The organism is Streptomyces sp. NPDC029956, from assembly GCF_055574655.1.
In genome coordinates, this window is sequence record NZ_JBVHZJ010000094.1 from 1 (window position 1) to 23,826 (window position 23,826).

Genomic DNA, 23,826 nt, shown 5'->3' on the forward strand with positions numbered 1-23,826 from the left:
CACATGGGGAGAAAACCAGCCAATCGGCCGCGGAAAAAAGGGTGGGGGCAAACACCCGGGGGCCCTGTCGCAAACCTCCCGCGGGGGGGGGGGGGGGGGGGTGTGACCCCAGGACCTAGATCCAGCCGAGCTCCCACAGGCGCCAGATGCCCGTACCGTCAGTCAGGTACTGGGAGCCGGCGACCGCCTCGGTGGCGAGGACGTAGTCCTTCTTCTGCCACAGCGGGACGAGCGGCACGTCGGACGCGACCTCGCTCTGGATCTCCTTGAAGTCGGAGGTGGCCCGCGAGCGGTCGCTGAACTGCTGCGTCGAGGAGATCAGCTCGTCGATCCGCTTGCTGGAGAACCCGTTGTGCAGGGTGTTCTCGGTGCCGACGAGCGGCGCGGTGAAGCTGTCGGAGTCGGGGAAGTCGGGGAGCCAGCCGACCGTGTACGCGTCGAAGGCGCCCTTCGCGTACTGCTTCTGGAACTCCGTCCACTTGACCTCGACGGTCTCGACCTCGAAGAGGCCGGTCTCCTCCAGCTGCCGCTTGATCTCGGCGGTCTCGGTGCCGTACGTGGCGTCCGCGCGGTAGCCGAAGGTGAACTTCACCGGGGTCTTGACGTCGGCGTCCTTGAGGAGCTTCTTCGCCCGCTCGGCGTTCGGCTCCGGGTCGATGTCGTAGAACGCGGTGCTGTGCCCGACGAAGCCCTGCGGGATGAGCGAGTACAGCGGCTCGACCGTGCCCTTGTAGGCGCCGGTGGTGATCGCCGGGCGGTCGAGGACCGCGGCGACGGCCTGCCGTACGGCCTTGTCGGCCATGGGCGAGCCGGACCGCACGTTGAAGTTGAGGTTGCGGATCTCGGCGCTCTCCGCCTCGGTGACCCGGGTCCCGTCCTGGGGCTCCAGGGTCGAGATGAACTCCGGCGGCAGCTGCCGGTGCGTCACCTCGACCTGCTTCGCCTTCCATGCGTTCGCGAGGTCCGCGGACTGGGCGTAGTACTTCACGAGCACCGGGCCGCCGGCCTTGGTGATGGCGCCGCGGTACTTCGGGTTCGGCTCCAGGAGCGCGGACTCGCCCGGCTTGTACTCCTTGAGGACGTACGGCCCGGAGCCGTCGACCGCCGAGTCCGCCCGCAGGCCCTTCGCCGGGTAGTGGTCCTTGTCGACGATCGAACCCGCGCCCGTGGCCAGCTTCAGCGGGAACGTGGCGTCCCGGCTGCTCAGATGGAAGGTGACCTCGCGGCCCTGGGCCGTGATGCTCTTCAGGGTCGGGAAGAGGGGCTGCGGACCGACGTCCGTCTTGATGCGCAGCATCCGCTCGAACGAGTACTTGACGTCCTCGGCCGTGATCTTGCGCCCGTTCGCGAACGAGAGGTCGTCGCGGAGCGTGCACTGGTAGGTCGTGAGCTTCGAGCCCTCGAACCTGCAGCTCTCCGCAGCATCCGGAACAGGGGTCGTGAACCCCGGCTTGAAGGTAAGCAATGACTGGAAGACATTGCTGTACATGGCCCAGGAACCGGCGTCGTACGCGCCGGCCGGGTCCAGTGAAGTGACCTCGTCGGTTGTGCCGACGCTGATCGGATCGGTCCGGCCGCCGTCGGAGGGCAGGAGTTGCCAGCCCCCCACTCCGGCGGCCACCAGTACTCCACAAGTGATGAGGATCCGCAGACGGACCGTCGACCGCATTGCCGTGCTTCCTTTATTCGTCCACCCCAGCTGCGACGGCCCCCGGAAACGTCGCGATGACGTCATCCCATCACACGTATTTCACAAGTGGAAGAGAAAACTTTCACACCACAGGTATATGTCCGGGAAATGCGAATTTAAGTCGATGAGCGGCACGTATCGGGCTCGGTGCGGGGAGTGACCTCGCCCCGATCAGGCCTGTTTCGAGGCGAGTTCGACGATGGTGATGTCCGAGGGCGCTCCGACCCGGACGGGCGGTCCCCAGGCGCCCGCGCCACGCGAGACGTACAGCTGGGTGTCTCCGTACCGTTCGAGCCCGGCGACGGTCGGATTGGCCAGTTCGGCGAGGTAGTTGCCGGGCCAGAGCTGACCGCCGTGGGTGTGGCCGGAGAGCTGGAGGTCCACGCCGTGGCGCACGGCGTCGTGGACGACGATCGGCTGGTGCGCGAGGAGCACCGCGGCACGGGCCCGGTCGCGGTCGCCGAGCGCGCGCCCGAAGTCGGGGCCCTGCCCCTCGCTCTCGCCCGCGATGTCGTCGACGCCGGCGAGGTCGAAGCCGGCCGCGACCTCCACGCGCTCGTTGCGCAGCGGGCGCAGTCCGAGCTCGCGGACGTGGTCGACCCAGGCGTCGGCGCCGGAGAAGTACTCGTGGTTGCCGGTCACGAAGAAGGAGCCGTGCCGGGCGCGGAGCCGCGCGAGCGGCTCGGCGGCGGAGCCGAGGTTCTCGACGGTGCCGTCGACGAGGTCGCCGACGACCGCGATCAGATCGGGCTGGGTGGAGTTGATCGTGTCCACGATGCGCTGGGTGTGGGCGCGGCCGAGGATCGGCCCGAGGTGGATGTCGGAGACGACGGCGATCCGGTAGCCGTGGGCCGCACGCGGGATCTTGGCGAGCGGGACGGTGACCCGCTTGACCCGGGGGCCGCGCAGCACGCCGTACGTGCCGTAGCCGACGGTCCCGACGGCGGCGGCCGCCGCGGCGCCGCCGACGACCCGGGAGACGAAGAGCCGCCGGGAGACCTCGGCGGGGGTCGGGGAGCCGGCCGGCGGGGCCACGTCGGCCGGCTCCTCGGGGGCGGACCGCGAGACCGCTTCGGCCGACCCCTCGGGGGCGGCCGGCGCGCGTTCCGGGACCGGCACCGCCACCGGCGCCGCCGCCGCGGGCGCCGCCGCGGGCGCCTCGGCCCGCGCACGGCGGTCGAGCCGGCGGAGCAGGAGGGGTCTGACCACCTCGCCGACGGCCAGGGCGAGGGTCACGTAAAGGAGCAGCGCGAGCCACAGGTAGCCGGGCCAGGCGACCACCTGCTGGAGCACGAACGGGGCTCCGGCGCGCGACGAGGAGAGGGCCGCGAACGACAGCAGCGGCAGCACGACGACGGCGACCGTGCCCAGGCGGCGCGGCAGGCTGCCCCGCGTCGTGACGTCCCGCACGAGGCGTCGCCACACGTACCAGTGCACGGCGCCGAGCAGCGCGAGCACCACGATCAGAACCAGCAGGAAGACGACCACGCCCCGGAACCCCTCTTCTACCGCTCGCGCGGTTCTAACCGATGTCGCGGCGCGCGGCACGCACTCCACGCAACCCGAGCACTCCGATCACCGTCCCCAGGACAAAGGACGTGACGGCAAGCAGCAGATGAACCCAGAAGTAGGCCGTCGGGTCGCCGGCGTCGTCGAACGCCAGGCCACTCCCGTCGTTCCACAGGTTCTTGACGAAAGTGATCCAGATGAACCAGCTCCACACCCCGAACGCGAGCAGGAACCAGGAGACGCGACGGCTGAACTTCATGACCCCAGTATCACCGTCCGCCCCACTGGCCCCGCGGACGGGTGGACGGGCCCGGTCTGAGCGCCAGCCGGGGTTCGGATCCTTGTTCCGTACCTGTACGTTCACGACCGTGTCTGCTTCGAAGAAGACCGCTTGGGCGGTCACTGCTGCTGTTTTCCTACCGCTTCTCGTCGCCGCGCCCGCGCATGCGGACACGAAGGACGAGAAGGACAAGCAGCCCAAGCCCCCGAACGCGATGTCCTCGCTCGGCGGCCCGCTGCTCGGCAACCCCGGTACCCAGGTCAAGCTGGGGCCCGGCGCCCCGGTGCTGCCGAAGGAGCTGTCCGGACGCTCCTGGATCGTCGCGGACGCCGAGAACGGCCAGATCCTCGCCGCGCACAACGCGCACTGGCCCCTCGCCCCGGCCTCCACGCTCAAGATGCTCTTCGCGGACACCCTGCTGCCGAAGTTCCCCGACGCCCGGCTCAAGCACCTCGTCACCAACACCGACCTGGCCGGGATAGGGGCGGGCTCCAGCCTGGTCGGCATCAAGGAGAAGCAGACCTACACCGTCCACGATCTGTGGCTCGGGGTCTTCCTCCGCTCGGGCAACGACGCCGTGCACGTCCTGACCAGCATGAACAGCGGCCTGCGTCAGACCGTGAAGGAGATGAACGACCACGCGGCGGAGCTCCAGGCGCTCGACACGCACGTGGTCTCCCCGGACGGGTACGACGCCCCGGGCCAGGTCTCCTCCGCGTACGACCTGACACTCATCGCCCGCAGCGGCATGCAGAAGCCGGCCTTCCGCGAGTACGCCGCCACGCCCCGCGCCGCCTTCCCCGGCGAGCAGAAGCCGGGCAAGAAGCGCGAGACCTTCGAGATCCAGAACACCAACCGGCTGCTCACCGGTGACCTCGGCGTCGCCCCCTACCAGGGCATCGCCGGCGTCAAGAACGGCAACACCACGCACGCGGGTGCCACCTTCACGGGTGTCGCGGAGCGCAACGGCAAGGTGCTGCTCGTCACCGTGATGAACCCCTCGTCGAAGGAGCAGCACGCGGTCTACCGCGAGACCGCCCGGCTGCTCGACTGGGGCTTCGCCGCGTCCGGGAAGGTGACCCCGGTCGGCGAGCTGGTGCCGCCGCGCTCCGCCCGTACCGAGTCGACCGCCCCGGACGACGGTTCGGCCCCGGCACCGGGCAAGAACGCGCCGGACGACACCGTCCAGGCGGCCTCCGAGGAGCGCTCCGGCGGCATCGGGATCGCGCTCGGCGTGGCCGGCGGGGTCCTCGTGCTCCTCGCCGGTGCCGTCTTCCTGGTCAACCGCCGCTGGCCGCTGGCCGGGGCGGCGGGACGTCGTCGCCGTTCCCGCCGGAACCCGGACGCGGACCCGGACGTGAACCCGTAGCGGAGTCCGACCCGTCGTCGGCCACGGACTCCCCACGGGAACCCGTGGCCGTCCACGCGGCGCAGTACAGCAGCAGCTTCGCGGTGAAGTTGATCCAGAGCAGCAGGGCCACCGGCACGCCGAACGCCCCGTACATCGACTTCGACGCGACGCCCCTCATGTAGCCGCCGAGCAGCAGCTTCAGCAGCTCGAAGCCGACCGCGCCCATCAGCGCCGCCACGACGAGCCGGCGGCGCGGCGGGTGCACGCCGGGCAGCAGCGTCAGCACGTACAGCAGGATCAGGAAGTCGGCGACGACGGCGATCAGGACGGCGGCCGCCTGCAGGAAGTAGCCGCCCGCCCCCTCGCTGGAGATCCCGACCCGGTCGGCACTCCAGCCGACGGCGGTGGAGCCGAGCCAGGACGCGGCGAGCGAGGCGAGGGCCACGCCGCCGAGGCCGATGAGGATGAGCCCGTCCTTGCCCTTGAGCAGGACCGGGTTGCCCTCGATGTCGTCGAGCCCCCAGACCGCGCGCAGACACTCCCGCATGGAGCCGATCCAGCTGATGCCGGTGAGCAGCAGGATCGCGCCGGCGACGAGCCCGACGGTGCCGGCGTTGTCGACCAGCCCGCTGATGTTGAGCTGGTCGGAGATGCCGGGCACCTGGTCGCTGATCTTCTCCTCGATCTTGTCGAGCTGCTCCTTGCTGAGGAGTGCGGCCCCGACCGCCGCGGCGACCGTGATCAGCGGGAAGAGGGCGAGGAAGGACAGGAAGGTGATCGCGGCGGCGAGCCGGGTCCAGTGGGCCGCGTCGAGGGTCTCGTACGAGCGCCAGGCGTGGGTCCGCATGAGCCGGACGACCCAGGGGCCGATGACGGGGAGCTTGGTCAGCCAGTCCATGTCGTACGTCTGCCCCTCGATCCGTTCGGTGCGCGGAGAGCGCAGTACGAGAATCCCCCGCCGGGGCTCGCGTACCCGCGAGCGACATCCCGCACGCCGCGAACGGCCCCCGTACATCGCCGTCCTCCGGCGGCTACGGGGATGCTTTACCGACACTCCTTTCATCACCCATTTCGACGAACCGCTCTGCAATACCGGCATAAGCGACAGACGCGGCTATACGGTCACCCTCATGGCTGTCGAGACCCTCGTCCTGGACGACGACTGCGAAGCGATCACCGGCTGGGGACGCACCGCACCGACCCTCGCGCGCGTGCGGCGGCCCCGCGGTCACGCCGAGGTCGCCGACGCCGTCCGCTCGTCCGGGGCCCGCGGTGCGATCGCCCGCGGTCTCGGCCGCGCGTACGGCGACGCCGCGCAGAACGCCGGCGGCACCGTCCTCGACATGACCGGCCTGGACCGGATCCTCGCCGTCGACCCCACCGCCGGGCTCGTCGTCTGCGAGGCCGGCGTCAGCCTGCACCGGCTGATGGAGGCCCTGCTCCCGCTCGGCTGGTACGTCCCGGTCACCCCCGGCACCCGGTACGTGACCGTCGGCGGCGCGATCGGCGCCGACGTCCACGGCACGAACCACCCCGCCTCCGGGTCCTTCGGCCGGCACGTGACGGCGCTCGAACTCCTCACCGCCGACGGCGGGATCAGGACCGTGCTGCCCGGCACCCCGCTCTTCGACGCCACCACCGGCGGCATGGGCCTGACCGGTGTGATCCTGACCGCCACGCTTCGGCTGCTGCCCGTCGAGACCTCGCTCATGACCGTGGACACCGAGCGCGCCCCCGACCTCGACGAGACGATGGCCCGGCTCGCCGCCACCGACCGCCGGTACTCCGTCGCCCGGATCGATCTGCTCGCCCGGGGCGCCGCCACCGGCCGCGCCGTCCTCACGCACGGCGACCACACCCCGTACGACGCGCTGCCCCGCCGCCACCGGGCCCGCCGGGCACCGCTCGCGTTCCGCCCCGGACGGCTGCCCGCGCCACCGCCGTACGTGCCCGGCGGCCTCCTCGGCCGTACCACCGTCGGGCTCCTCGACGAACTCCGGTACCGCGGGGCATCCCGCGCGCGCAGCGGCGAGATCCGGTCGCTCGCCTCCTTCCTCCACCCGCTCGACGCCCGCCCGCACCGGAACCGGATCCACGGGCGCGCGGGGACCGTCCCGTACCAGTTCGTCGTCCCGTACGGGCAGGAGGAGGCACTGCGGAGGGTGGTCCGGCGGATCGCGGACCGCCGCTGCCCCGCCTTCGCCGCCGTCCTCCAGCGCTTCGGCGCGGGCGCCCCCGGCCCGCTGTCGTTCCCGCTGCCCGGCTGGACGCTCGCCCTCGACCTGCCCACCGGCCTGCCCGGACTCGGCGCCTTCCTCGACGCGCTCGACGAGGAGGTCGCGGGGGCCGGCGGCCGGGTCTATCTCGCCAGGGACTCCCGCGTACGGCCGGAGACGCTGGCCGCGATGTACCCGCGGCTCGGCGAGTTCCGGGCGCTGCGCTCCACGCTCGACCCCCGGTCCGTCCTCACCTCGGACCTCTCCCGCCGCCTCGACCTCCAGGAGTCTCCATGAAGGACGCCTTCGGTGCCCCGCAGTCCCTGCTCGTCCTCGGCGGCACCTCCGAGATCGGGCTCGCCACCGCCCGCCGGCTGATCGCCCGCCGTACCCGGACCGTCTGGCTGGCCGGGCGCCCCTCCCCCGCGCTCACCGCCGCGGCGGACTCGCTGCGGGCGCTGGGCGCGGACGTGCGCACCGTGCCCTTCGACGCCCTCGACACCGAGTCGCACGAGGAGCGCCTGGGCAAGATCTTCACCGAGGGCGACATCGACATGGTCCTGCTCGCCTTCGGGGTCCTCGGCGACCAGGCGCGCGACGAGTCCGACCCGGTCGCCGCCGTCCGCGTCGCGCAGACCAACTACACCGGCGCGGTCTCCGCCGGTCTGGTGTGCGCGGGCGCGCTCCAGGCGCAGGGGCACGGCTCGCTGGTGGTGCTCTCGTCGGTGGCGGGCGAGCGGGCCCGCCGCGCCGACTTCATCTACGGCTCGTCGAAGGCGGGGCTCGACGCCTTCGCCCAGGGCCTCGGGGACGCGCTGCACGGCACCGGGGTGCACGTCATGGTCGTACGGCCCGGGTTCGTCCGCTCGAAGATGACGGCCGGGCTCGCGGAGGGGCCGCTGGCGACCACGCCGGAGGCGGTCGCGGGCGCGATCGAGCTGGGGCTGCGGCGTCGCTCGGAGACGGTGTGGGTGCCGGGTGCGCTGCGCGTGGTGATGGCGGCGGTACGGCACGTGCCGAGGCCGCTGTTCCGGCGCCTTCCGGTGTGACGGACGGGCGTACGGGCTCATCGGCGTGCGGGCTTACCGGTGTGCGGGCTCACCGGCCTTACGGCTGTACCGGCGTGCCGGTACAGCCGTACCGCTCTAGGCCGTGGGTGTCGGCGTGTCCACCGGGCTGCCGCCCTGCGCGGGGACCGCCGAGATGGGGCGGCCGCTGCCGAACTCGTAGTCGTACAGCTTCCGCCAGACCCCGTCCGGTCCCTGCTCGTACAGCGCGAACGAGCGGCAGGTCCAGGCCGCCTCGTACCCGGCGAGCTCCTCGAACGCCCGGTCCATCCCCTCCTCGGAGATGCCGTGCGCCACGGTGACGTGCGGGTGGTACGGGAACTGGAGCTCACGCACGAGGGGGCCCGCCTCGTCCCGGATCCGGTGCTGGAGCCGGTTGCAGAAGGGCACGCCCTCCTGCAGCTTCACGAAGACGACCGGGGAGAGCGGGCGGAAGGTCCCGGTGCCCTTGAGGCGCACGGGGAACGGCTGGTGGTCGGCGGCGACACCCGCGAGGTGCGCCTCGATCTCCGGCAGCCGCTCCTCGGCGACCTCCGTCGGCGGGACCAGCGTGACGTGCGTGGGGATGCCGTACGCGGCAGGGTCCCCGAAGCCGACGCGCCGCTCCTGGAGCAGGCTGCCGTAGGGCTCCGGGACCGCGATCGAAACGCCGAGCGTTACGGTCCCCACGTCGTTCTCCTCCGTCGTCGGTCGACTTGTGTCGGGTGGTCCAGCCGCCAGTGTGCGGCCTCCACCACCCTTTGGGCCAGGGTCCTTGGTCTCAGTGCTTGGCCGGCAGGAAGCCGATGCGCTCGTACGTCTGCGCCAGCGTCTCCGCGGCGACCGCGCGGGCCTTCTCGGCTCCCTTGGCCAGGACCGAGTCCAGCGTCTCCGGGTCGTCCAGGTATTCCTGGGTGCGGGTCCGGAACGGAGTGACGAAGTCCACCATGACCTCGGCGAGATCCGTCTTCAGCGCGCCGTACATCTTGCCCTCGTAGCTCTTCTCCAGGTCCTCGACGGAGGTGGAGGTGAGGGTGGACATGATGGTGAGCAGGTTGGAGACGCCGGCCTTGTTCGCCGGGTCGAAACGGATCACCGTCTCGGTGTCGGTGACCGCGCTCTTGACCTTCTTGGCGGTGGTCTTCGGGTCGTCCAGGAGGTTGATGAGGCCCTTCGGCGTGGACGCCGACTTGCTCATCTTGATCGCCGGGTCCTGGAGGTCGTAGATCTTCGCCGTCTCCTTGAGGATGTACGGCGCCGGGATCGTGAACGTCTCGCCGAAGCGGCCGTTGAAGCGCTCCGCGAGGTCACGGGTCAGCTCGATGTGCTGGCGCTGGTCCTCGCCGACGGGGACCTGGTTGGCCTGGTAGAGCAGGATGTCCGCGACCTGCAGGATCGGGTACGTGAAGAGGCCGACGGTGGCGCGGTCGGCGCCCTGCTTGGCGGACTTGTCCTTGAACTGGGTCATGCGGGAGGCCTCGCCGAAGCCGGTGAGGCAGTTCATGACCCAGCCGAGCTGGGCGTGCTCGGGGACGTGGCTCTGGACGAACAGGGTGCAGCGCTCGGGGTCGAGACCGGCGGCGAGCAGCTGGGCCGCGGCCAGCCGGGTGTTGGCGCGCAGCTCGGCGGGGTCCTGCGGGACCGTGATCGCGTGCAGGTCGACGACCATGTAGAAGGCGTCGTGGGTCTCCTGGAGGGCGACCCACTGGCGGACGGCGCCGAGGTAGTTGCCGAGGTGGAACGAGCCTGCCGTGGGCTGGATTCCGGAGAGCACGCGGGGAACGTCAGAGGCCATGCACATCATTCTCTCAGGTGTGGGAACCGATCCCGGACTGCCGGTGTATCAAGAGTGTGAGGACGCGGGAGGGGGGCCTGGTCGACGACGAGGCCGCGGTGATCGCACGGGTACGCGCCGGGGAGCCGGAGGCGTACGCGGCGCTGGTCCGCGCGCACACGGCGGTCGCGCTGAGAGCGGCGGTGGCGTGCGGCGCGGGCGCGGAGGCCGAGGACGTGGTGCAGCAGGCGTTCTTCAAGGCGTACCGCTCGCTCGGGCGCTTCCAGGAGGGCTCGGCGTTCCGGCCGTGGCTGCTGCGGATCGTCGTCAATGAGACCAGGAACACAGTGCGGTCGGCGGGTCGGCAGCGGGCCGTCGCCGACCGGGAGGCGGACCTGCTCGGGGGCGAGCCGCGGATACCGGAGTCGGCCGACCCGGCGGTCGCGGCGGTCGAGCGGGAGCGGAGCAGACGGCTCCTCGACGCGCTCGACGGGCTGGGCGAGGACCACCGGCAGGTGGTGATCCACCGCTATCTGCTCGAACTGGACGAGACGGAGACGGCCCAGGCGCTGGGCTGGCCGAGAGGGACGGTGAAGTCCCGGCTGAGCCGGGCGCTGAAGAAGCTGGGGCTGGTGCTCGGGGAGAGCCTGACGGAAGGACCGGAGGGAGGTGAGGGGCGTGGCTGACGAGGGTCTGCCGGACGAGCTGAGGGAGCTGGGACGGCGGCTGCGGGTGCCTGACGTGGACGGGGAGTCGATGGCCGAGCGGGTGCTCGCCCAGCTCCTCGCCGAGCAGGTGCCGACGCCGGTGCCGGTCCGCCGTCGACGGCAGGCGTGGGCGTCGGTGCGGGGCTGGGCGCGGGCGCGGTGGCGGGCTCTGGTCGCGGGCCTGACCGGGGTGCTGATCGTCCTGGTGCTCACCCCGCCGGTGCGGGCGGCGGTCGCGGAGTGGTTCGGCTTCGGCGGGGTCGCCGTGCGCTACGACCCGGAGGGGCGGCACGTCCCTGCCGGGGGCCCGGTGCCGGGGTGCCCGGATCCGGTGCCGCCGGCGGAGGCCGGGCGGCTCGCGGGGTTCGAGCCGCTGATACCGAGGGCGCTCGGCGCTCCGGACGCGATGGCGGTGACGGGGTCGGCCGAGCGGGGCCGGGCGGTGATCAGTCTGTGCTGGCGCGACGGGGAGCGGACCGTCCGGTTGGACGAGTTCCCGGCGCGGCTGGACATCGGCTTCGCCAAGCAGGTGCGGACGCAGCCGGAGTGGGTCGATCTTCCGGACGGCGCGCAGGGGTACTGGTTCGCGGCGCCGCATCTGCTGACGTTCCCGATGACGGACGGGACGGGCTCGGCCTGGACCCATGAGGTCCGCACCGCGGGCCCCACGCTCCTCTGGACGAGGAACGGGGGCGCGCTCACCTTCCGTCTGGAGGGCATACCGGACCGTGAGGAGGCCCGGCGGACGGCGGAGTCGGTCGGCGGCTGACGGGCGGGGGCGGCCCCGAGCGGGCTGGACCGGCAGGGCGGGCCCGAGCGGCTGGACCGACAGGGCGGGCCCGGCCGGGCCGCCCCTGGGGTTGGCCGCCCGGGCGCCGCCGCGGGGGTCAGACCGGGAGGCCCGGGGCCGGGAAGGCGGTCAGAAGGTCGGCGACCTCCGCGCGGACGGCGGCGAGGGCCTGCTCGTCGCCCGTGCCGGCGGCCGCGACACCGCGGTCGATCCAGTCGGCGACCTGGTCCATGTGCTCCGTGGTGAGGCCGCGGGAGGTGAGGGAGGGGGTGCCGATGCGGATGCCCGAGGGGTCGAACGGCTTCCGGGGGTCGTAGGGGACGGTGTTGTAGTTGACGACGATGCCCGCCCGGTCGAGGGCCTTCGCGGCGATCTTGCCGGGGACCTGCTTGGGGGTGAGGTCCATCAGGATCAGGTGGTTGTCGGTGCCGCCGGACACGAGGTCGAAGCCGCGGGCCAGGAGCGCCTCGGCGAGGGCCTTGGCGTTGGCGACGACGGCGTGGGCGTAGTCACGGAAGGAGGGCAGGGACGCCTCGCGGAGGGCGACGGCGATGGCGGCGGTGGTCTGGTTGTGCGGGCCGCCCTGGAGGCCGGGGAAGACGGCCTTGTCGAGGGCCTTGGCGTGCTCCTCGCGGGACATCAGCATGGCGCCGCGCGGGCCGCGCAGGGTCTTGTGGGTGGTCGTGGAGATGACGTCCACGTACGGGACCGGGGACGGGTGGGCGCCGCCCGCGATCAGGCCGGCGATGTGGGCGACGTCGGCGACGAGCACGGCGCCGGCCTCGCGGGCGATCTCGCCGAAGGCGGCGAAGTCGATCGTGCGGGGCAGCGCGGTGCCACCGCAGAAGATCACCTTGGGGCGTTCCTTGAGGGCGAGGTCGCGGACCTCGTCGAAGTCGATGAGGCCGGTGTCCTGGCGGACGCCGTACTGGACGCCGCGGAACCACCTGCCGGTGGCGGAGACGCCCCAGCCGTGGGTGAGGTGGCCGCCCATGGGCAGGGCCATGCCCATGACGGTGTCGCCGGGCTCGGCGAAGGCGAGGTAGACGGCGAGGTTGGCCGGGGAGCCGGAGTAGGGCTGGACGTTGGCGTGGTCGACGCCGAAGACGGCCTTGGCGCGCTCGACGGCGAGGGTCTCGACCTGGTCGATGTTCTGCTGGCCCTCGTAGTAGCGGCGGCCGGAATAGCCCTCGCTGTACTTGTTCTGGAGGACGGTGCCGGAGGCTTCGAGGACGGCGGCGGAGACGTAGTTCTCGCTGGGGATGAGGCGCAGGGTCTCGGCCTGGAGACGTTCCTCGGCGCCGACGAGGGCGGCGAGCTCGGGGTCGGCGGCGGCGAGCGCGGGGTGCGTGGACGGGTGCTGCGGCGTGGTCATGGTGGTGTCCTCCGGGCGTCGGTGGGCCCCGGGGCACTGCGTGAGAGGCGCGGCGCCACCCGGGACTTCGGTCCCGTGACGCCCAGGCGGGCGGCGTCTCGTGTGGTCTGCCGCGCACGGCTCCCCCGGGGTCGCTTCCCCGTGCGCCAGTCGCCGTGCGTGTTTTCAGAGTAGCGGGCGCGCCGCGCGCGAGGTTTCCCGGTCCGGCATCCGAGCGACGATAGAAACAGGGGCCACAACCCCCTCGTCGGGGTCATCCCCCGAGCCCGCAGGACGAACGGAGATCCCGTGTCGAGCACACAAGACGCGATCGCTTCGGCGGAGGCGCACAGCGCACACAACTACCACCCCCTGCCGGTCGTCGTCGCTTCGGCGGACGGCGCCTGGATGACCGATGTCGAGGGGCGCCGCTATCTCGACATGCTCGCCGGTTACTCGGCGCTCAACTTCGGGCACGGCAACCGGCGTCTGATCGACGCGGCGAAGGCGCAGCTGGAGCGGGTGACGCTGACGTCGCGTGCCTTCCACCACGACCGGTTCGCCGAGTTCTGCACCCGGCTCGCCGAGCTGTGCGGGAAGGAGGCGGTGCTGCCGATGAACACCGGCGCGGAGGCGGTCGAGACGGCCGTGAAGACCGCCCGGAAGTGGGGGTACGAGGTGAAGGGCGTGCCGGACGGGCACGCGAAGATCGTGGTGGCGGCGAACAACTTCCACGGCCGGACGACGACGATCGTCGGCTTCTCCACGGACCACGAGGCGCGGGACCACTTCGGTCCGTACACGCCGGGGTTCGAGATCGTGCCGTACGGGGACCTGACGGCGATGGAGGCGGCGGTCACCGAGAACACGGTGGCGGTGCTGCTCGAACCGATCCAGGGCGAGGCGGGTGTCCTGGTCCCGCCGGCGGGCTATCTGGCGGGGGTGCGGGAGCTGACCCGGCGGCGGAACGTGCTGTTCATGGCGGACGAGATCCAGTCGGGTCTGGGCCGGACGGGCCGGACGTTCGCGTGCGAGCACGAGGGCGTGGTGCCGGACGTGTACATCCTGGGGAAGGCGCTGGGCGGCGGGGTGGTGCCGGTCTCGGCGGTGGTCGCCGACCGGGATGTGCTCGGGGTGTTCCGGCCGGGTGAGCACGGGTCGACGTTCGGCGGGAATCCGCTGGCCTGCGCGGTGGCCCTGGAGGTGATCGCGATGCTGCGGACGGGCGAGTACCAGGAGCGGGCGGCGGAGCTGGGCGAGCACCTGCACGCGGAACTGGGGCTGCTCGTGGGCGGCGGGGCGGTGGAGGCGGTGCGCGGTCGCGGGCTGTGGGCCGGGGTGGACATCGCGCCGTCGCACGGCACGGGCCGGGAGATCTCGGAGAAGCTGATGAAGCGGGGTGTCCTGGTGAAGGACACCCATGGTTCGACGATCCGGATCGCGCCGCCGCTGGTCATCTCGAAGGAGGACCTGGACTGGGGTCTGGAGCAGCTGAGGGGTGTGCTGTCGGAGGAGTGACGAAGTCCGCTTGAGGGGACGGCGGACGCGGGCCGGGACGAGGCAACTCGGACCATTGACACGACAGTTGGTCTAGGCCAATGATGCCGCCATGTCGAGACTCCGCCTGCGTCACGCCGTGCGTGCCGCGCTCGCCGCCCTCGTCCCCCTCGCGCTCCTCGGCGCGGTCACCGGACCCGCGCACGCCGCCCCGAGGGCGGCCTGGCCCGAGCCCGTCCCGGTGGTCTCGCACATCGAGACCACCGACCCGGTCGTCTTCATCACCATCGACGACGGCTGGTTCCACGACCCCGCCGCGGCGAAGCTGCTGCTCGACCGGCGGGTGCCCGCCTCGCTCTTCCTGCTGCCCGGCGCCTACTCGTACGACTCCGGCTACTTCCACACCCTGCTGAACCAGGGCCCCTCCCGCGTCGAGAACCACACCGTCGACCACCCGGACCTGACCACCCTCGACGCCGCCGGCCAGAAGGCGGAGGTCTGCGGGGCGCGCGACCGGCACCTCGCGCGGTTCGGCGACGGCCCGCGGCTGCTCCGGCCGCCGTACGGCGTGTACGACGCGACCACCCGGGCCACGGCCCGCGCCTGCGGGGCGAAGGCGGTGGTGACCTGGACGTACGACCTCACCACCTGGGGCCGATGGACCCCGCCGACGCCGGCCCTCAAGGCCGGCGACATCGTCCTGCTGCACTTCAACGAGACGCTGGAGCAGGACCTGACGCGGGCCCTCGCGGCGGCCGAGGCCGCGGGCCTGCGGCCGGCGCCGCTCAGGGACTACGTCCCGGAGTAGGCGGGAGGCCCCTAAAGGATCACGTGCGGGAGGAAGCGGGCGTACTCGTCGGTGACGAGGCCCGCCGACTCCCGGATGCCGAGTCCCGCCGCCTCGTCCTCGACGACCCACGCGCCGAGCACCACCCGGTTGCCGTCGAAGTCGGCCAGCGGGGCCAGCTCCTGGTAGCAGCAGGGCTCCCCGTCCCGTACGAACGGCTCCGTGCCGGCCTCGTGCAGGGTGACGCCCGCGCCCTCGCGGCCGAGCAGCGGCTTGGCGACCCAGCCGGTGGTCGTGGCGAGTTCACGCGGCCCGTCGAGGTAGGCGGGCAGCAGGTTGGGGTGGTCCGGGTACAGCTCCCACAGGATCGCCAGGAGCGCCTTGTTGGAGAGCAGCATCTTCCAGGCGGGCTCGATCCAGCAGGTGGTGCCGGTGCCGCCGCCGTTGTCGAGGGTGTCCAGGACGTGCCGGCCGAAGCGGTCGGTGGTCAGCCACTCCCAGGGGTAGAGCTTGAAACAGCTGCGGATGAACCGGAGCCGGTCGTCCACGAAACGACGCGAGAGCCGGTCCCAGCCGATCCGCTCCACGGAGAGCGCCTCGGTCTCCAGCCCGGCCTGCTGGGCGGTCTCGCGCAGATACGCGACCGTCATCAGGTCCTCGCCGAGCTCGTCGCCGTCCGAGTGCACGAAGTGGAGGGGGCCTGGAGGCAGCAGACGGGCCTGCTTCCGCCATGCGTCGACGAGCCGTTCGTGGAGGGAGTTCCACTGGTCGGCGCCGGGGAAGCGCTCCTCCATCCAGAACCACTGCGGGCTCGCGGCCTCCACGAGCGAGGTGGGGGTGTCGGCGTTGTACTCCAGCATCTTGGCCGGGCCGCCGCCGCCGTACCGCAGGTCGAACCGCCCGTAGAGGGAGGGGAGTTCGGCGCGCCGCCGCCAGGACTCGGCGACCAGGGACGCGAGCTTCGGATCGGTGATCCCCAGCTCGGCGAACCGGTCCCGCTCGACGATGTGCGCGGCCGCGGCGAGGCACATCGCGTGCAGTTCCTCGACGACCTCTTCGAGGGCCTCGACCTCGGGCAGGCTGAAGGAGTAGTACGCGCTCTCGTCCCAGTACGGACGCAGCGAACCGTCCGGGTAGCGGGTCAGCGGGTAGACGAGCCCCTGCTCCTCCACCGTCTCCTGCCAGCCCGGCCGGGGCTCGATGGTGTGCCGTCGCATGTGCCGGACCTCTCTCAGCCGCCGCCGGAACCGGAGCAGCCGAAGCCGCCGGTGTCGACGGCCTTCATGTCGAAGCTGCCGCCGCTCACGCGGTTGTCACGTATGGAGCCGCCGTAGTAGTACGAGCCCCGGTGGGTGGTGCCGCCGTCGTCGTCGTCGCTGCCGCCGCCGCTCTCGCACTCGTAGCTGGGCAGCGTCTCCCGGGTCACCGGGTCCACGCACCGCTTGTCCGGGTCGGAACCGCACGCGGTGATCGTCGCCGCGAGCACACCCATCCCGCCGAGCACCACCGTGCTCGACCTCAGCCTCCGCATGTCCCTGGCCCTCCCCTTCGCAGTCGCGACCGCACAGTGTAGGCCGGTCAATTCCAGCCGCAGCGCCTAGAGTCATTTCGTGCTACTCGGGATGATTTGTGCGCTCGCCTCGTCCGTCTGCTTCGGCGCGGCCTCCGTTCTCCAGGCGATGGGGGCCCGCGCCACGACACCGGGGACCGGGGGTGGGGTCGACATCGCGCTGATGGGGCGGGTGTTGCGGCAGTGGCGGTACCTCGCCGGCCTCAGCATGGACGGCCTCGGGTTCGTCCTGCAGATCGTGGCCCTGCGGACCCTGCCCATCTACGTCGTCGGCGCGGCCCTCGCCGCGAGCCTGGCGGTCACGGCGGTCATCGCCTCCCGGGTGCTGCGGGTGCGGCTCAGCCGGGTGGAGTGGACGGCGGTGGGCGTGGTCTGCGCGGGGCTGGCGCTGCTGGCCCTCGCCTCCGGCAAGGAGGGCCACCAGGACGGCCCCCCGTGGCTGCCCTGGGCGCTGCTCGCCTGCGCCTTCGGGGTGCTGCTGCTCGGCGTCGCGGGCGGGCGGCTGCCGGCGAGACCCCGCGCCCTCGTCCTCGGTCTGGGAGCGGGCTTCGGCTTCGGGGTGGTGGAGGTGGCGGTCCGGCTGATCGACGGCATCGACTTCGCCGATCCGGTCTGGTACGCGCTCCTGGTGGGCGGCGGGGCCGCGTTCGTCCTGCTGACCTCGGCGCTCCAGCGCGGCTCGGTGACCACGGCGACGGCGGGCGCGGTGCTCGGCGAGACGATCGGGCCCGCGATCATCGGGGTGGCCTGGCTCGGCGACACCACCCGGGAGGGCCTCGGCTGGCTCGCGGTCACCGGCTTCGCGATCGCCGTGGCGGGCTCCCTGACCCTGGCCCGCTTCGGCGAGCCGCCGGAGGTCGACGAGACCGGGCGGACGGTGGAGGCGGGGGCGAGGGAACCGGGCGTGGGCGGGGCCTCGGGACCGGGCTCCGGCACGGCCGGCGGCCGGGGCCGGGACGCCGCCTCCTAGGCCCTGTCGCCGACAGGGCCTAGGCTCCTGACGCCTGTGGGAGCACCCGGCACAGGGCCTGGAGGGCGCCCTGCCAGGCGCTGTCCGGGGGCGTCGCGTAGCCGACGACGAGGCCGTCCAGGGTCGCCGGCACCGTCGGACGGCGGAACTGGTTGACGCCCTGGACCGCGAGGCCGTTCCAGGCGGCGGCCCGCAGCACCTCCTGCTCCGTGCCGGGCGGCAGGGCCAGGACGGCGTGGAGGCCGGCCGCGATCCCTCTGACCCTCGTCTCCGGCGAGTGCGCGGCCACCGCCGCCACCAGCTGGTCGCGGCGCCGCCGGTAGCGCAGCCGCATCGCCCGTACGTGCCGGTCGTACGCCCCCGAGCCCAGGAACTCCGCGAACGCCAGCTGGTCCGGCGCGCTGGACACCCAGTCCACGACGCCCTTCGCCGCCACGACCTCGCCGACCAGGCTCTCCGGCAGCACCATCCACGCGATCCGCAGCCCCGGGGCGAGGGACTTGCTGGCGGTGCCGAGGTGGACGACCCGCTCGGGATCGAGTCCCTGGAGGGCGCCGACCGGCTGCCGGTCGTACCGGAACTCCCCGTCGTAGTCGTCCTCCAGGACGAAACCACCCGAGGCCCGCGCCCAGTCGACGACCGCCGCACGCCGGTCCGGGGGCAGGGCGCCGCCCAGCGGGAACTGGTGGGCGGCCGTCATCAGGACGGCTCCCGCCCGGCCGAGGGGGCCGGACTCCTCGACCCGGGTGCCGCGTTCGTCGAAGGGCAGGACCGGGGTGCCGAGGCCAGCGCCGGTGAGGAGGTCGGCGTGGAGGCCGAGCCCGTACGACTCGATCGCGACGTCACGGACGCCCCGGCTCCGCAGGACCTGCCCGATCAGCATCAGACCGTGCACGAAGCCCGCGCAGACGACGATCCGTTCGGGCCGGGCGTACACCCCCCGCGCGCGGGCCAGGTACTCGGCGAGGACGGTGCGCAGTTCGATCCGGCCGCGCGGATCGCCGTACCCGAAGGCCTCGTTGGGGGCGGCGGTGAGCGCCCGCCGGTACGCCTTGAGCCACTCGGCACGCGGGAAGGACGCCAGGTCGGGGGTGCCGGCCTTGAGGTTGTGCGCGGGCGTGGCGGGCCGGGGCAGCGGGCGCGCGGGAGAGGCTGCGGCGGACCCGGTCCCCGGTCGGGGCTCCGTACGGCGGGGCTCCGCGCGACGGGGTCCGGAACGGCGAGGCTCGGGACGCGGAGGCACCGCGCGGCGGGGCTCGGCGCGGCGGGCGACCCGGGTGCCGGAGCCCTGCCGGGCCGTGAGCCAGCCTTCGGCGACGAGTTCGGCGTAGGCGTCGGCGACGGTGTTGCGGGCCATGCCGAGGTCCGCGGCGAGCGACCGGGAGGACGGCAGCCGGGTGCCCGCCTCCAGACGCCCGCTGCGCACCGCCTCCCGCAGCGCGTCCATGAGGCCGGCCCGCAGCCGCGGACCGCGCAGTTCCAGATGGAGATCGGCCCCGAAAGTGGCCCACTCGTTCGCCATGTGAATGGACCATACTCCTGAGCCACCTCGCTCGTACGGTGAAGACATGACCACGCACACGCACCCCCTCGACATCCTCGACACCACCGCGCCGACCGAGTACGCCCACGAGCACGCCCCGCGTCTCCCCCTCGCCGAGCGCGTCCCCGAGTTCTACCGGGCGATGCTTCGCCTGGAGACGGCGGCGGCGAAGGACATCGACCCGACCCTGTACCACCTGATCAAGATCCGGGCCTCGCAGATCAACCGCTGCGCCTTCTGCATCGACATGCACTCCAAGGACGCACTGGCCGAGGGCGAGACCGTCGAGCGGATCGTGCAGCTCTCCGCCTGGGACGAGTCCCGGCACTTCTACACCGAGCGGGAGCTCGCCGCCCTCGCCCTGACCGAGTCCGTCACCGTCCTCACCGACGGCTTCGTCCCCGACGAGGTGTACGCGCGCGCCGCACGGCACTTCGACGAGACCGAGCTCGCCCGCGTCATCGGCGCGATCGTCGTCATCAACGCGTGGAACCGGATCGCCGTCACCACCCGGATGACGCCCGGCCACTACACCCCGCGCAGCGCATGAGCACGACCGGAAGCGGGACCGGAACCGGCGGCACGTCCGGGAGCAGGGCCGCGGGCTCGGCGGCCCAGCTCCTCCGCGGCCTCCACCGGGACCGGCCGGCCGGCGCTCCGCTGGTGCTGCCGGGCCCGTGGGACGCGGTGAGCGCCCGCGCCTTCGAGGCGGCCGGGTTCCCGGCGCTCGCGACGCCGAGCGCCGGGATCGCCGCCTCCCTCGGGTACGAGGACGGGGCGACCCCGGCGGCGGAGATGTTCGCCGCCGTGACCCGGATCGTCCGGGCCGTATCCGTACCCGTGACGGCGGACCTGGAGGGCGGCTACGGGCTGTCGGCGCACGAACTGGTGCAGCGCGTACGGGAGTCGGGGGCCGTCGGTGTGAACCTGGAGGACACCGGGCCGAACGGTGAACTCAAGGACCCGCGGGCGCACGCCGAGTGGCTGGCTGAGGTACGGGCCGCGGCGGGCCCCGGACTCTTCGTCAACGCGCGCGTGGACACGTACATCCGCAGGACGCCAGAACCGCTGGCGGCGTCCATCGCCCGCGCCCGGCTCTACGCGGAGGCCGGGGCGGACGGCGTCTACCCGATCGCCGCCCCGCCCGCGGACCTCCCGGCCCTGCGCGCAGCCCTCGGCGACCTGCCGCTCAACGCGCTGGCCGCACCGGACCGCGGCACGTCCTTCGCCGAACTCGGCCGGCTCGGCGCGACCCGGATCACCTTCGGCGACGGCCTGCTCCTGCGCACGCGGGACGACCTGGCCGCGCTGGCGACGAAGCTCCGCGAGGAGACGGCGGGTTGAGGCGCCCGCGCGCCACGCCGAGCGGCGCCCGTACGGCAATCGCCTGGCAGCACCCTGACGGACGCCGCCGAGCGGAACCACCCGTACGGCATCCCGAGCGACACACCCGTGCGACACGCCCGTACGGCACCCCCCGAGCGGCACCCCGCGCGGCACCCCGCGCGGGCCCCGCTCGTCTCAGCCGCCGAGCAGCGCGCCGGCCGCCTGTCCGACGGCCACGCCCGAGGCGAGGATGCCGGTCACCGCGCCCGCGTCCGTGAGGGCGCGGCGCACCCGGGTGAGCCGGCTCGCGTCCGCGCGGCCCGTGCTCTCGATCTCGTCCTCGGCGTCGGAGAGTTCACCGTCCAGAGCGGCCGTCCGCTCCGTGGGGACGATCCCGGCCAGGTCGGCACGGAGCCGGCGGATGGCCTGGAGGAGCTCCTCCTGCCGGGGGTCACGGCCCGCCGTGGCCCCGTGCCCCGTACTGGTGACGGTGTTGTGGTCGCCGATGGTGACGTTGCCCCCGGTGTTGGTGACGTGGATGCCGCCCGCGGTGTTCCCGGTCCCGGTCACGATTCCTCCGATGCAGCCGACGGCTCCGGCGCCTCTGACGCTCAACCAGCCCAGCCTACGGCCGGCCCGGGGTCCCGTTCCGGAGCATGAGAAACGGCGCCCCCGAGCCGTACGGTCGGTCGTACGGTTCGGGGGCGCCGGGCGCGTGGAGCGGGGACTCAGATGAGGCCGAGCTCGCGGACCGCGTCGCGCTCCTCGGCGAGCTCCGCGACCGAGGCGTCGATGCGGCTGCGCGAGAAGTCGTTGATGTCCAGGCCCTGGACGATCTCGTACGTACCGTCGGTGCAGGTGACGGGGAAGGAGGAGATGAGACCCTCCGGGACGCCGTACGAACCGTCCGACGGGATGCCCATGGAGGTCCAGTCGCCCGCGGCGGTGCCGTTGACCCAGGTGTGGACGTGGTCGATGGCGGCGTTCGCGGCCGAGGCGGCGGAGGACGCGCCACGGGCCTCGATGATCGCGGCGCCGCGCTTGGCGACGGTCGGGATGAAGGTGTCGGCCAGCCACGCCTCGTCGCTGACGACCTCGGCGGCGTTCTTGCCGGCGATCTCCGCGTGGAAGATGTCCGGGTACTGGGTCGCCGAGTGGTTGCCCCAGATGGTGAGGCGCTTGATGTCCTCGACGGACGCGCCGGTCTTCGCCGCGAGCTGCGAGAGCGCGCGGTTGTGGTCCAGGCGGGTCATGGCGGTGAAGCGCTCGGCCGGCACGTCCGGGGCGGCGGCCTGGGCGATCAGGGCGTTGGTGTTGGCCGGGTTGCCGACGACGAGGACCTTGATGTCGTCCGCGGCGTGGTCGTTGATGGCCTTGCCCTGCGGCTTGAAGATGCCGCCGTTGGCGGCCAGCAGGTCGCCGCGCTCCATGCCCTTGGTACGCGGGCGGGCGCCGACGAGCAGCGCGACGTTCGCACCCTCGAAGCCCTTGTTCGGGTCGTCGAAGATGTCGATGCCCTTGAGCAGCGGGAAGGCGCAGTCGTCGAGCTCCATGGCGGTGCCCTCGGCGGCCTTCACGCCCTGCGGGATCTCGAGGAGGCGCAGCTTGACCGGCACGTCCGCGCCGAGCAGGTGGCCGGAGGCGATGCGGAAGAGCAGCGCGTAGCCGATCTGGCCGGCCGCGCCGGTCACGGTGACATTCACGGGAGTGCGGGTCATGGCGATCTCCGTAAGACAGCTGGCGGTGGGGGTCCCTGCCCCTGGTGCGGGATAGCTCTCTTGATCGATCGGTGTCTCGACATGAAGAGATATCCAGCGGTCAGGCTATCCGACCCGGGCCCCGGTGAATCCCCACCCCCTTGTGGTCCGGCTCACTGCCGCCCGTCCGCGCGGCCGCGGTCACCCGTCCGCGGAGGCGCTCACGGGCTGGTGGTGCAGCCTTCGCTGCCGTCGGCGAGCCGCCCACAGGCCCGTGCGGCCGTACCGGAAGGGACGGCGACCATCGGCGTGTACGCGTCGGTCTCCTTCGCCGCGGTGTCGGTGCCGGCGGCGACGGTCGCGCGTCGCTCGGCGTCCCCGGCGCGGATCGTCACCGTGTCCCGGGGCGCGCCGCCGGTGAGCCGGGCCCAGGCAGCCCCGCAGGTCTCGCTGTAGCGGACCTCGACCTGCGAGGCGCCGACGGCGGCGCGCGCGACGGTGGTGGCGAGGGGGCCGCCGCACCCCATGGCTTCCGGGTCCTGCCCCGTGCAGTCGGGTCCCGCGCACTGCACGCCCGGGGGCAGGTCGGTGGGCCGGCTGCTGGGCGGGGCGGTGGTGGTGGGCGGGGCGGCCGCCTTGTCGCCCTCGCCCGGCCCCTCGGAACCCCCGAGGTCGACGAGGAGCAGGGCGGCGGTGACGACGAGCAGCGCGCCGACGACGCCGGTGACGGCGAGCAGGACCTTGCGGCGGCCGGAGTCGGGGGTGCGCGCGGGGGGCGCGTCAGGAGCGGGGTGACGGGGCGGGGGCACGGTGGCGCCGGGGGCGGGCGCGGGAGTGCCGGGGGCGGGGGTTCCGGGGGCGGGCGCGCCTGGGGCCGGTGTGCCGGAGGCTCGTGTGCCGGAGGCCGGGAGGGGAGCCGCCGGGCGGGGCCGGTCCAGGCGCCGGATCTCCATGGTGCGGTCGTCACCACCGGGACCGCGGCGGCGGCCGCCGTCGCCGTCCTCGGGCTCGGGCTCGGGCTCGGGCTCGGGCTTGGGTTCAGGCTCGGGCTCTGTCCGCCGCTCACCGCCCCCGTCCCCGCCCCTGCCCGCGTCCGCTTCCCCCACCGGCGCGGGGGTGCGGGCCCAGGCGCGCTGCGCACGCTCCCAGTCGGTCGCGAGGGCCGCCGGGTCGCTTCCTGTCACCTCGGCGAGTGCCACGACGGCGCTCCGGGGCACGGACCGACGGGCGTTCAGATACGCGTCCCACACCGGGCGTTCGTGCCCGGTGCGCTCGGCGACGGCCGTGACGCCGAGGCCGCTGCGGTCGACGAGACGACGGAGCCGTTCCGTGAACGCGCGGACGTCCGGATCGAGTTCTTCCGGCAGCGTCTTCCAGCCAGGCATGGCGGCCCCCCTTGTCCCGTGCCTCCCGCGTCTCCCCTGCTCCACCGAAGGATGGCAGGTCCGGGGGCGATGCGCGCCCCGGATGCGCAGCCGAGGTACCGGAATGGTCACTTCCGTGCCACAGGGGCACGCCGGACCTTGAACGAACCTTGGCACGTACATGACTCTTGATCGCAGCGGGGGGGGGGGGGGGGGGGGGGGGGGGGGGGGGGGGGGGGGGGGGGGCGGGCCCCCCCCCCAGGCCGCGGCCGTGCGGGATGCGGTTGGCGCAGACGACCTCGAGGCCGCGCGGCTGTCCGCCGAGCAGGTCGAAGGCGGTGCGCAGGGAGCGTAC

General features: G+C 72.9%; 23 protein-coding genes, 1 pseudogene and 1 riboswitch. Of the genes and pseudogenes, 10 read left to right on the forward strand and 14 right to left on the reverse strand.

What is annotated here, in order from left to right; genetic code table 11:
* Nucleotides 1–115 precede the first annotated feature (115 nt).
* The 3 genes from ACZ4XX_RS38740 to ACZ4XX_RS38750 all read right to left on the reverse strand — a co-directional run bounded on the left by ACZ4XX_RS38740 (nucleotide 116) and on the right by ACZ4XX_RS38750 (nucleotide 3,458).
* Nucleotides 116–1,669, reverse strand: coding sequence for an ABC transporter substrate-binding protein (locus ACZ4XX_RS38740; RefSeq protein ID WP_468512506.1), 1,554 nt, complete (start codon nucleotides 1,667–1,669; stop codon nucleotides 116–118).
* Nucleotides 1,670–1,861: 192 nt separating this feature from the next.
* Nucleotides 1,862–3,178: a metallophosphoesterase gene (locus ACZ4XX_RS38745; protein WP_468512507.1), complete on the reverse strand. Its 1,317-nt coding sequence runs from the start codon at nucleotides 3,176–3,178 to the stop codon at nucleotides 1,862–1,864.
* 34 nt (nucleotides 3,179–3,212) lie between these two features.
* Nucleotides 3,213–3,458 carry an SCO4848 family membrane protein gene (locus ACZ4XX_RS38750; protein ID WP_209496447.1) on the reverse strand — a complete coding sequence of 82 codons (246 nt, stop codon included), beginning with the start codon at nucleotides 3,456–3,458 and terminating at the stop codon, nucleotides 3,213–3,215.
* Between the two features lie 109 nt (nucleotides 3,459–3,567).
* Between ACZ4XX_RS38750 and ACZ4XX_RS38755 the strand changes: the two genes are divergently transcribed.
* Nucleotides 3,568–4,848, forward strand: coding sequence for a D-alanyl-D-alanine carboxypeptidase family protein (locus ACZ4XX_RS38755; protein ID WP_468512508.1), 1,281 nt, complete (start codon nucleotides 3,568–3,570; stop codon nucleotides 4,846–4,848).
* On the opposite strand, the gene ACZ4XX_RS38760 is transcribed toward ACZ4XX_RS38755, so the two are convergent.
* Nucleotides 4,760–5,728, reverse strand: a complete 969-nt coding sequence (locus ACZ4XX_RS38760) for a YihY/virulence factor BrkB family protein (protein WP_468512509.1) — start codon at nucleotides 5,726–5,728, stop codon at nucleotides 4,760–4,762. The two genes, ACZ4XX_RS38755 and ACZ4XX_RS38760, sit on opposite strands and share 89 nt — an antisense overlap.
* A 232-nt stretch (nucleotides 5,729–5,960) precedes the next feature.
* Between ACZ4XX_RS38760 and ACZ4XX_RS38765 the strand changes: the two genes are divergently transcribed.
* Together ACZ4XX_RS38765 and ACZ4XX_RS38770 are read left to right on the forward strand one after the other, a co-directional pair.
* On the forward strand, nucleotides 5,961–7,343 hold the full coding sequence (locus tag ACZ4XX_RS38765) for an FAD-binding oxidoreductase (RefSeq protein WP_468512510.1): 1,383 nt from the start codon (nucleotides 5,961–5,963) through the stop codon (nucleotides 7,341–7,343).
* Nucleotides 7,340–8,095, forward strand: a complete 756-nt coding sequence (locus ACZ4XX_RS38770) for a decaprenylphospho-beta-D-erythro-pentofuranosid-2-ulose 2-reductase (protein ID WP_468512511.1) — start codon at nucleotides 7,340–7,342, stop codon at nucleotides 8,093–8,095. The genes ACZ4XX_RS38765 and ACZ4XX_RS38770 overlap by 4 nt, the downstream gene beginning before the upstream one ends.
* Nucleotides 8,096–8,191: 96 nt before the next feature.
* Here the strand turns inward: ACZ4XX_RS38770 and ACZ4XX_RS38775 are convergent, their stop codons facing one another.
* On the reverse strand, nucleotides 8,192–8,782 hold the full coding sequence (locus ACZ4XX_RS38775) for a 2'-5' RNA ligase family protein (protein ID WP_468512512.1): 591 nt from the start codon (nucleotides 8,780–8,782) through the stop codon (nucleotides 8,192–8,194).
* A gap of 91 nt (nucleotides 8,783–8,873) precedes the next feature.
* On the reverse strand, nucleotides 8,874–9,887 hold the full coding sequence (trpS, locus tag ACZ4XX_RS38780) for a tryptophan--tRNA ligase (protein WP_073910321.1): 1,014 nt from the start codon (nucleotides 9,885–9,887) through the stop codon (nucleotides 8,874–8,876).
* Nucleotides 9,888–9,943: 56 nt separating this feature from the next.
* On the opposite strand from trpS, the gene ACZ4XX_RS38785 reads away from it, so the two are divergent.
* Together ACZ4XX_RS38785 and ACZ4XX_RS38790 are read left to right on the forward strand one after the other, a co-directional pair.
* Nucleotides 9,944–10,552: an RNA polymerase sigma factor gene (locus ACZ4XX_RS38785; protein WP_468512513.1), complete on the forward strand. Its 609-nt coding sequence runs from the start codon at nucleotides 9,944–9,946 to the stop codon at nucleotides 10,550–10,552.
* Nucleotides 10,545–11,342: a hypothetical protein gene (locus ACZ4XX_RS38790; RefSeq protein WP_468512514.1), complete on the forward strand. Its 798-nt coding sequence runs from the start codon at nucleotides 10,545–10,547 to the stop codon at nucleotides 11,340–11,342. Before ACZ4XX_RS38785 ends, ACZ4XX_RS38790 begins: the two co-directional genes overlap by 8 nt.
* A gap of 118 nt (nucleotides 11,343–11,460) precedes the next feature.
* On the opposite strand, the gene ACZ4XX_RS38795 is transcribed toward ACZ4XX_RS38790, so the two are convergent.
* Entirely contained in the window at nucleotides 11,461–12,738 is a 1,278-nt protein-coding gene (locus tag ACZ4XX_RS38795) for a serine hydroxymethyltransferase (protein ID WP_468512515.1), read from the reverse strand.
* Nucleotides 12,739–12,811: 73 nt separating this feature from the next.
* Nucleotides 12,812–12,902, reverse strand: a riboswitch (ZMP/ZTP riboswitch).
* Nucleotides 12,903–13,026: 124 nt separating this feature from the next.
* On the opposite strand from ACZ4XX_RS38795, the gene rocD reads away from it, so the two are divergent.
* Together rocD and ACZ4XX_RS38805 are read left to right on the forward strand one after the other, a co-directional pair.
* Complete coding sequence (gene rocD, locus ACZ4XX_RS38800) at nucleotides 13,027–14,235, forward strand: ornithine--oxo-acid transaminase (RefSeq protein WP_468512516.1); 1,209 nt, start codon at nucleotides 13,027–13,029, stop codon at nucleotides 14,233–14,235.
* A 91-nt stretch (nucleotides 14,236–14,326) separates the two neighbouring features.
* Nucleotides 14,327–15,022, forward strand: a complete 696-nt coding sequence (locus tag ACZ4XX_RS38805) for a polysaccharide deacetylase family protein (RefSeq protein WP_468512517.1) — start codon at nucleotides 14,327–14,329, stop codon at nucleotides 15,020–15,022.
* An 11-nt stretch (nucleotides 15,023–15,033) separates the two neighbouring features.
* Here ACZ4XX_RS38805 and ACZ4XX_RS38810 read toward each other — a convergent pair whose 3' ends face one another.
* Nucleotides 15,034–16,218 carry a glutathionylspermidine synthase family protein gene (locus tag ACZ4XX_RS38810; RefSeq protein WP_468512518.1) on the reverse strand — a complete coding sequence of 395 codons (1,185 nt, stop codon included), beginning with the start codon at nucleotides 16,216–16,218 and terminating at the stop codon, nucleotides 15,034–15,036.
* A gap of 14 nt (nucleotides 16,219–16,232) precedes the next feature.
* Nucleotides 16,233–16,532 carry a hypothetical protein gene (locus ACZ4XX_RS38815; protein ID WP_468512519.1) on the reverse strand — a complete coding sequence of 100 codons (300 nt, stop codon included), beginning with the start codon at nucleotides 16,530–16,532 and terminating at the stop codon, nucleotides 16,233–16,235.
* Between the two features lie 91 nt (nucleotides 16,533–16,623).
* On the opposite strand from ACZ4XX_RS38815, the gene ACZ4XX_RS38820 reads away from it, so the two are divergent.
* A complete protein-coding gene (locus ACZ4XX_RS38820) occupies nucleotides 16,624–17,541 on the forward strand; it encodes a hypothetical protein (RefSeq protein ID WP_468512520.1) in 918 nt (305 codons plus the stop codon).
* Between the two features lie 19 nt (nucleotides 17,542–17,560).
* On the opposite strand, the gene pdxR is transcribed toward ACZ4XX_RS38820, so the two are convergent.
* On the reverse strand, nucleotides 17,561–19,063 hold the full coding sequence (gene pdxR, locus ACZ4XX_RS38825) for a MocR-like pyridoxine biosynthesis transcription factor PdxR (RefSeq protein ID WP_468512521.1): 1,503 nt from the start codon (nucleotides 19,061–19,063) through the stop codon (nucleotides 17,561–17,563).
* Between the two features lie 46 nt (nucleotides 19,064–19,109).
* Here pdxR and ACZ4XX_RS38830 point away from each other — a divergent pair, with 46 nt between their 5' ends.
* Both ACZ4XX_RS38830 and ACZ4XX_RS38835 read left to right on the forward strand, forming a co-directional pair.
* On the forward strand, nucleotides 19,110–19,634 hold the full coding sequence (locus ACZ4XX_RS38830) for a carboxymuconolactone decarboxylase family protein (protein ID WP_468512522.1): 525 nt from the start codon (nucleotides 19,110–19,112) through the stop codon (nucleotides 19,632–19,634).
* Nucleotides 19,631–20,428: an isocitrate lyase/PEP mutase family protein gene (locus tag ACZ4XX_RS38835; RefSeq protein ID WP_468512523.1), complete on the forward strand. Its 798-nt coding sequence runs from the start codon at nucleotides 19,631–19,633 to the stop codon at nucleotides 20,426–20,428. Before ACZ4XX_RS38830 ends, ACZ4XX_RS38835 begins: the two co-directional genes overlap by 4 nt.
* A gap of 177 nt (nucleotides 20,429–20,605) precedes the next feature.
* Here ACZ4XX_RS38835 and ACZ4XX_RS38840 read toward each other — a convergent pair whose 3' ends face one another.
* The 4 genes and pseudogenes from ACZ4XX_RS38840 to ACZ4XX_RS38855 form a co-directional block, all read right to left on the reverse strand.
* Nucleotides 20,606–21,025 carry a hypothetical protein gene (locus tag ACZ4XX_RS38840; RefSeq protein WP_468512524.1) on the reverse strand — a complete coding sequence of 140 codons (420 nt, stop codon included), beginning with the start codon at nucleotides 21,023–21,025 and terminating at the stop codon, nucleotides 20,606–20,608.
* Between the two features lie 113 nt (nucleotides 21,026–21,138).
* Nucleotides 21,139–22,128, reverse strand: coding sequence for a malate dehydrogenase (locus tag ACZ4XX_RS38845; RefSeq protein WP_468512525.1), 990 nt, complete (start codon nucleotides 22,126–22,128; stop codon nucleotides 21,139–21,141).
* 200 nt (nucleotides 22,129–22,328) lie between these two features.
* Nucleotides 22,329–23,492, reverse strand: coding sequence for a helix-turn-helix domain-containing protein (locus ACZ4XX_RS38850; protein WP_468512526.1), 1,164 nt, complete (start codon nucleotides 23,490–23,492; stop codon nucleotides 22,329–22,331).
* A gap of 223 nt (nucleotides 23,493–23,715) precedes the next feature.
* Nucleotides 23,716–23,826 (reverse strand): annotated as a pseudogene (locus tag ACZ4XX_RS38855) (homoserine kinase); the annotation flags it as partial.

Bases quoted from the DNA above. Each gene is read 5' to 3' on its own strand.
- ACZ4XX_RS38740 (WP_468512506.1), bottom strand. From the start codon at position 1,669: ATGCGGTCGACGGTCCGTCTGCGGATCCTCATCACTTGTGGAGTACTG.
- ACZ4XX_RS38750 (WP_209496447.1), bottom strand. From the start codon at position 3,458: ATGAAGTTCAGCCGTCGCGTCTCCTGGTTCCTGCTCGCGTTCGGGGTG.
- ACZ4XX_RS38760 (WP_468512509.1), bottom strand. From the start codon at position 5,728: ATGGACTGGCTGACCAAGCTCCCCGTCATCGGCCCCTGGGTCGTCCGG.
- ACZ4XX_RS38765 (WP_468512510.1), top strand. From the start codon at position 5,961: ATGGCTGTCGAGACCCTCGTCCTGGACGACGACTGCGAAGCGATCACC.
- ACZ4XX_RS38770 (WP_468512511.1), top strand. From the start codon at position 7,340: ATGAAGGACGCCTTCGGTGCCCCGCAGTCCCTGCTCGTCCTCGGCGGC.
- trpS (WP_073910321.1), bottom strand. From the start codon at position 9,887: ATGGCCTCTGACGTTCCCCGCGTGCTCTCCGGAATCCAGCCCACGGCA.
- ACZ4XX_RS38795 (WP_468512515.1), bottom strand. From the start codon at position 12,738: ATGACCACGCCGCAGCACCCGTCCACGCACCCCGCGCTCGCCGCCGCC.
- ACZ4XX_RS38805 (WP_468512517.1), top strand. From the start codon at position 14,327: ATGTCGAGACTCCGCCTGCGTCACGCCGTGCGTGCCGCGCTCGCCGCC.
- ACZ4XX_RS38810 (WP_468512518.1), bottom strand. From the start codon at position 16,218: ATGCGACGGCACACCATCGAGCCCCGGCCGGGCTGGCAGGAGACGGTG.
- ACZ4XX_RS38815 (WP_468512519.1), bottom strand. From the start codon at position 16,532: ATGCGGAGGCTGAGGTCGAGCACGGTGGTGCTCGGCGGGATGGGTGTG.
- ACZ4XX_RS38820 (WP_468512520.1), top strand. From the start codon at position 16,624: ATGATTTGTGCGCTCGCCTCGTCCGTCTGCTTCGGCGCGGCCTCCGTT.
- pdxR (WP_468512521.1), bottom strand. From the start codon at position 19,063: ATGGCGAACGAGTGGGCCACTTTCGGGGCCGATCTCCATCTGGAACTG.
- ACZ4XX_RS38830 (WP_468512522.1), top strand. From the start codon at position 19,110: ATGACCACGCACACGCACCCCCTCGACATCCTCGACACCACCGCGCCG.
- ACZ4XX_RS38835 (WP_468512523.1), top strand. From the start codon at position 19,631: ATGAGCACGACCGGAAGCGGGACCGGAACCGGCGGCACGTCCGGGAGC.
- ACZ4XX_RS38845 (WP_468512525.1), bottom strand. From the start codon at position 22,128: ATGACCCGCACTCCCGTGAATGTCACCGTGACCGGCGCGGCCGGCCAG.
- ACZ4XX_RS38850 (WP_468512526.1), bottom strand. From the start codon at position 23,492: ATGCCTGGCTGGAAGACGCTGCCGGAAGAACTCGATCCGGACGTCCGC.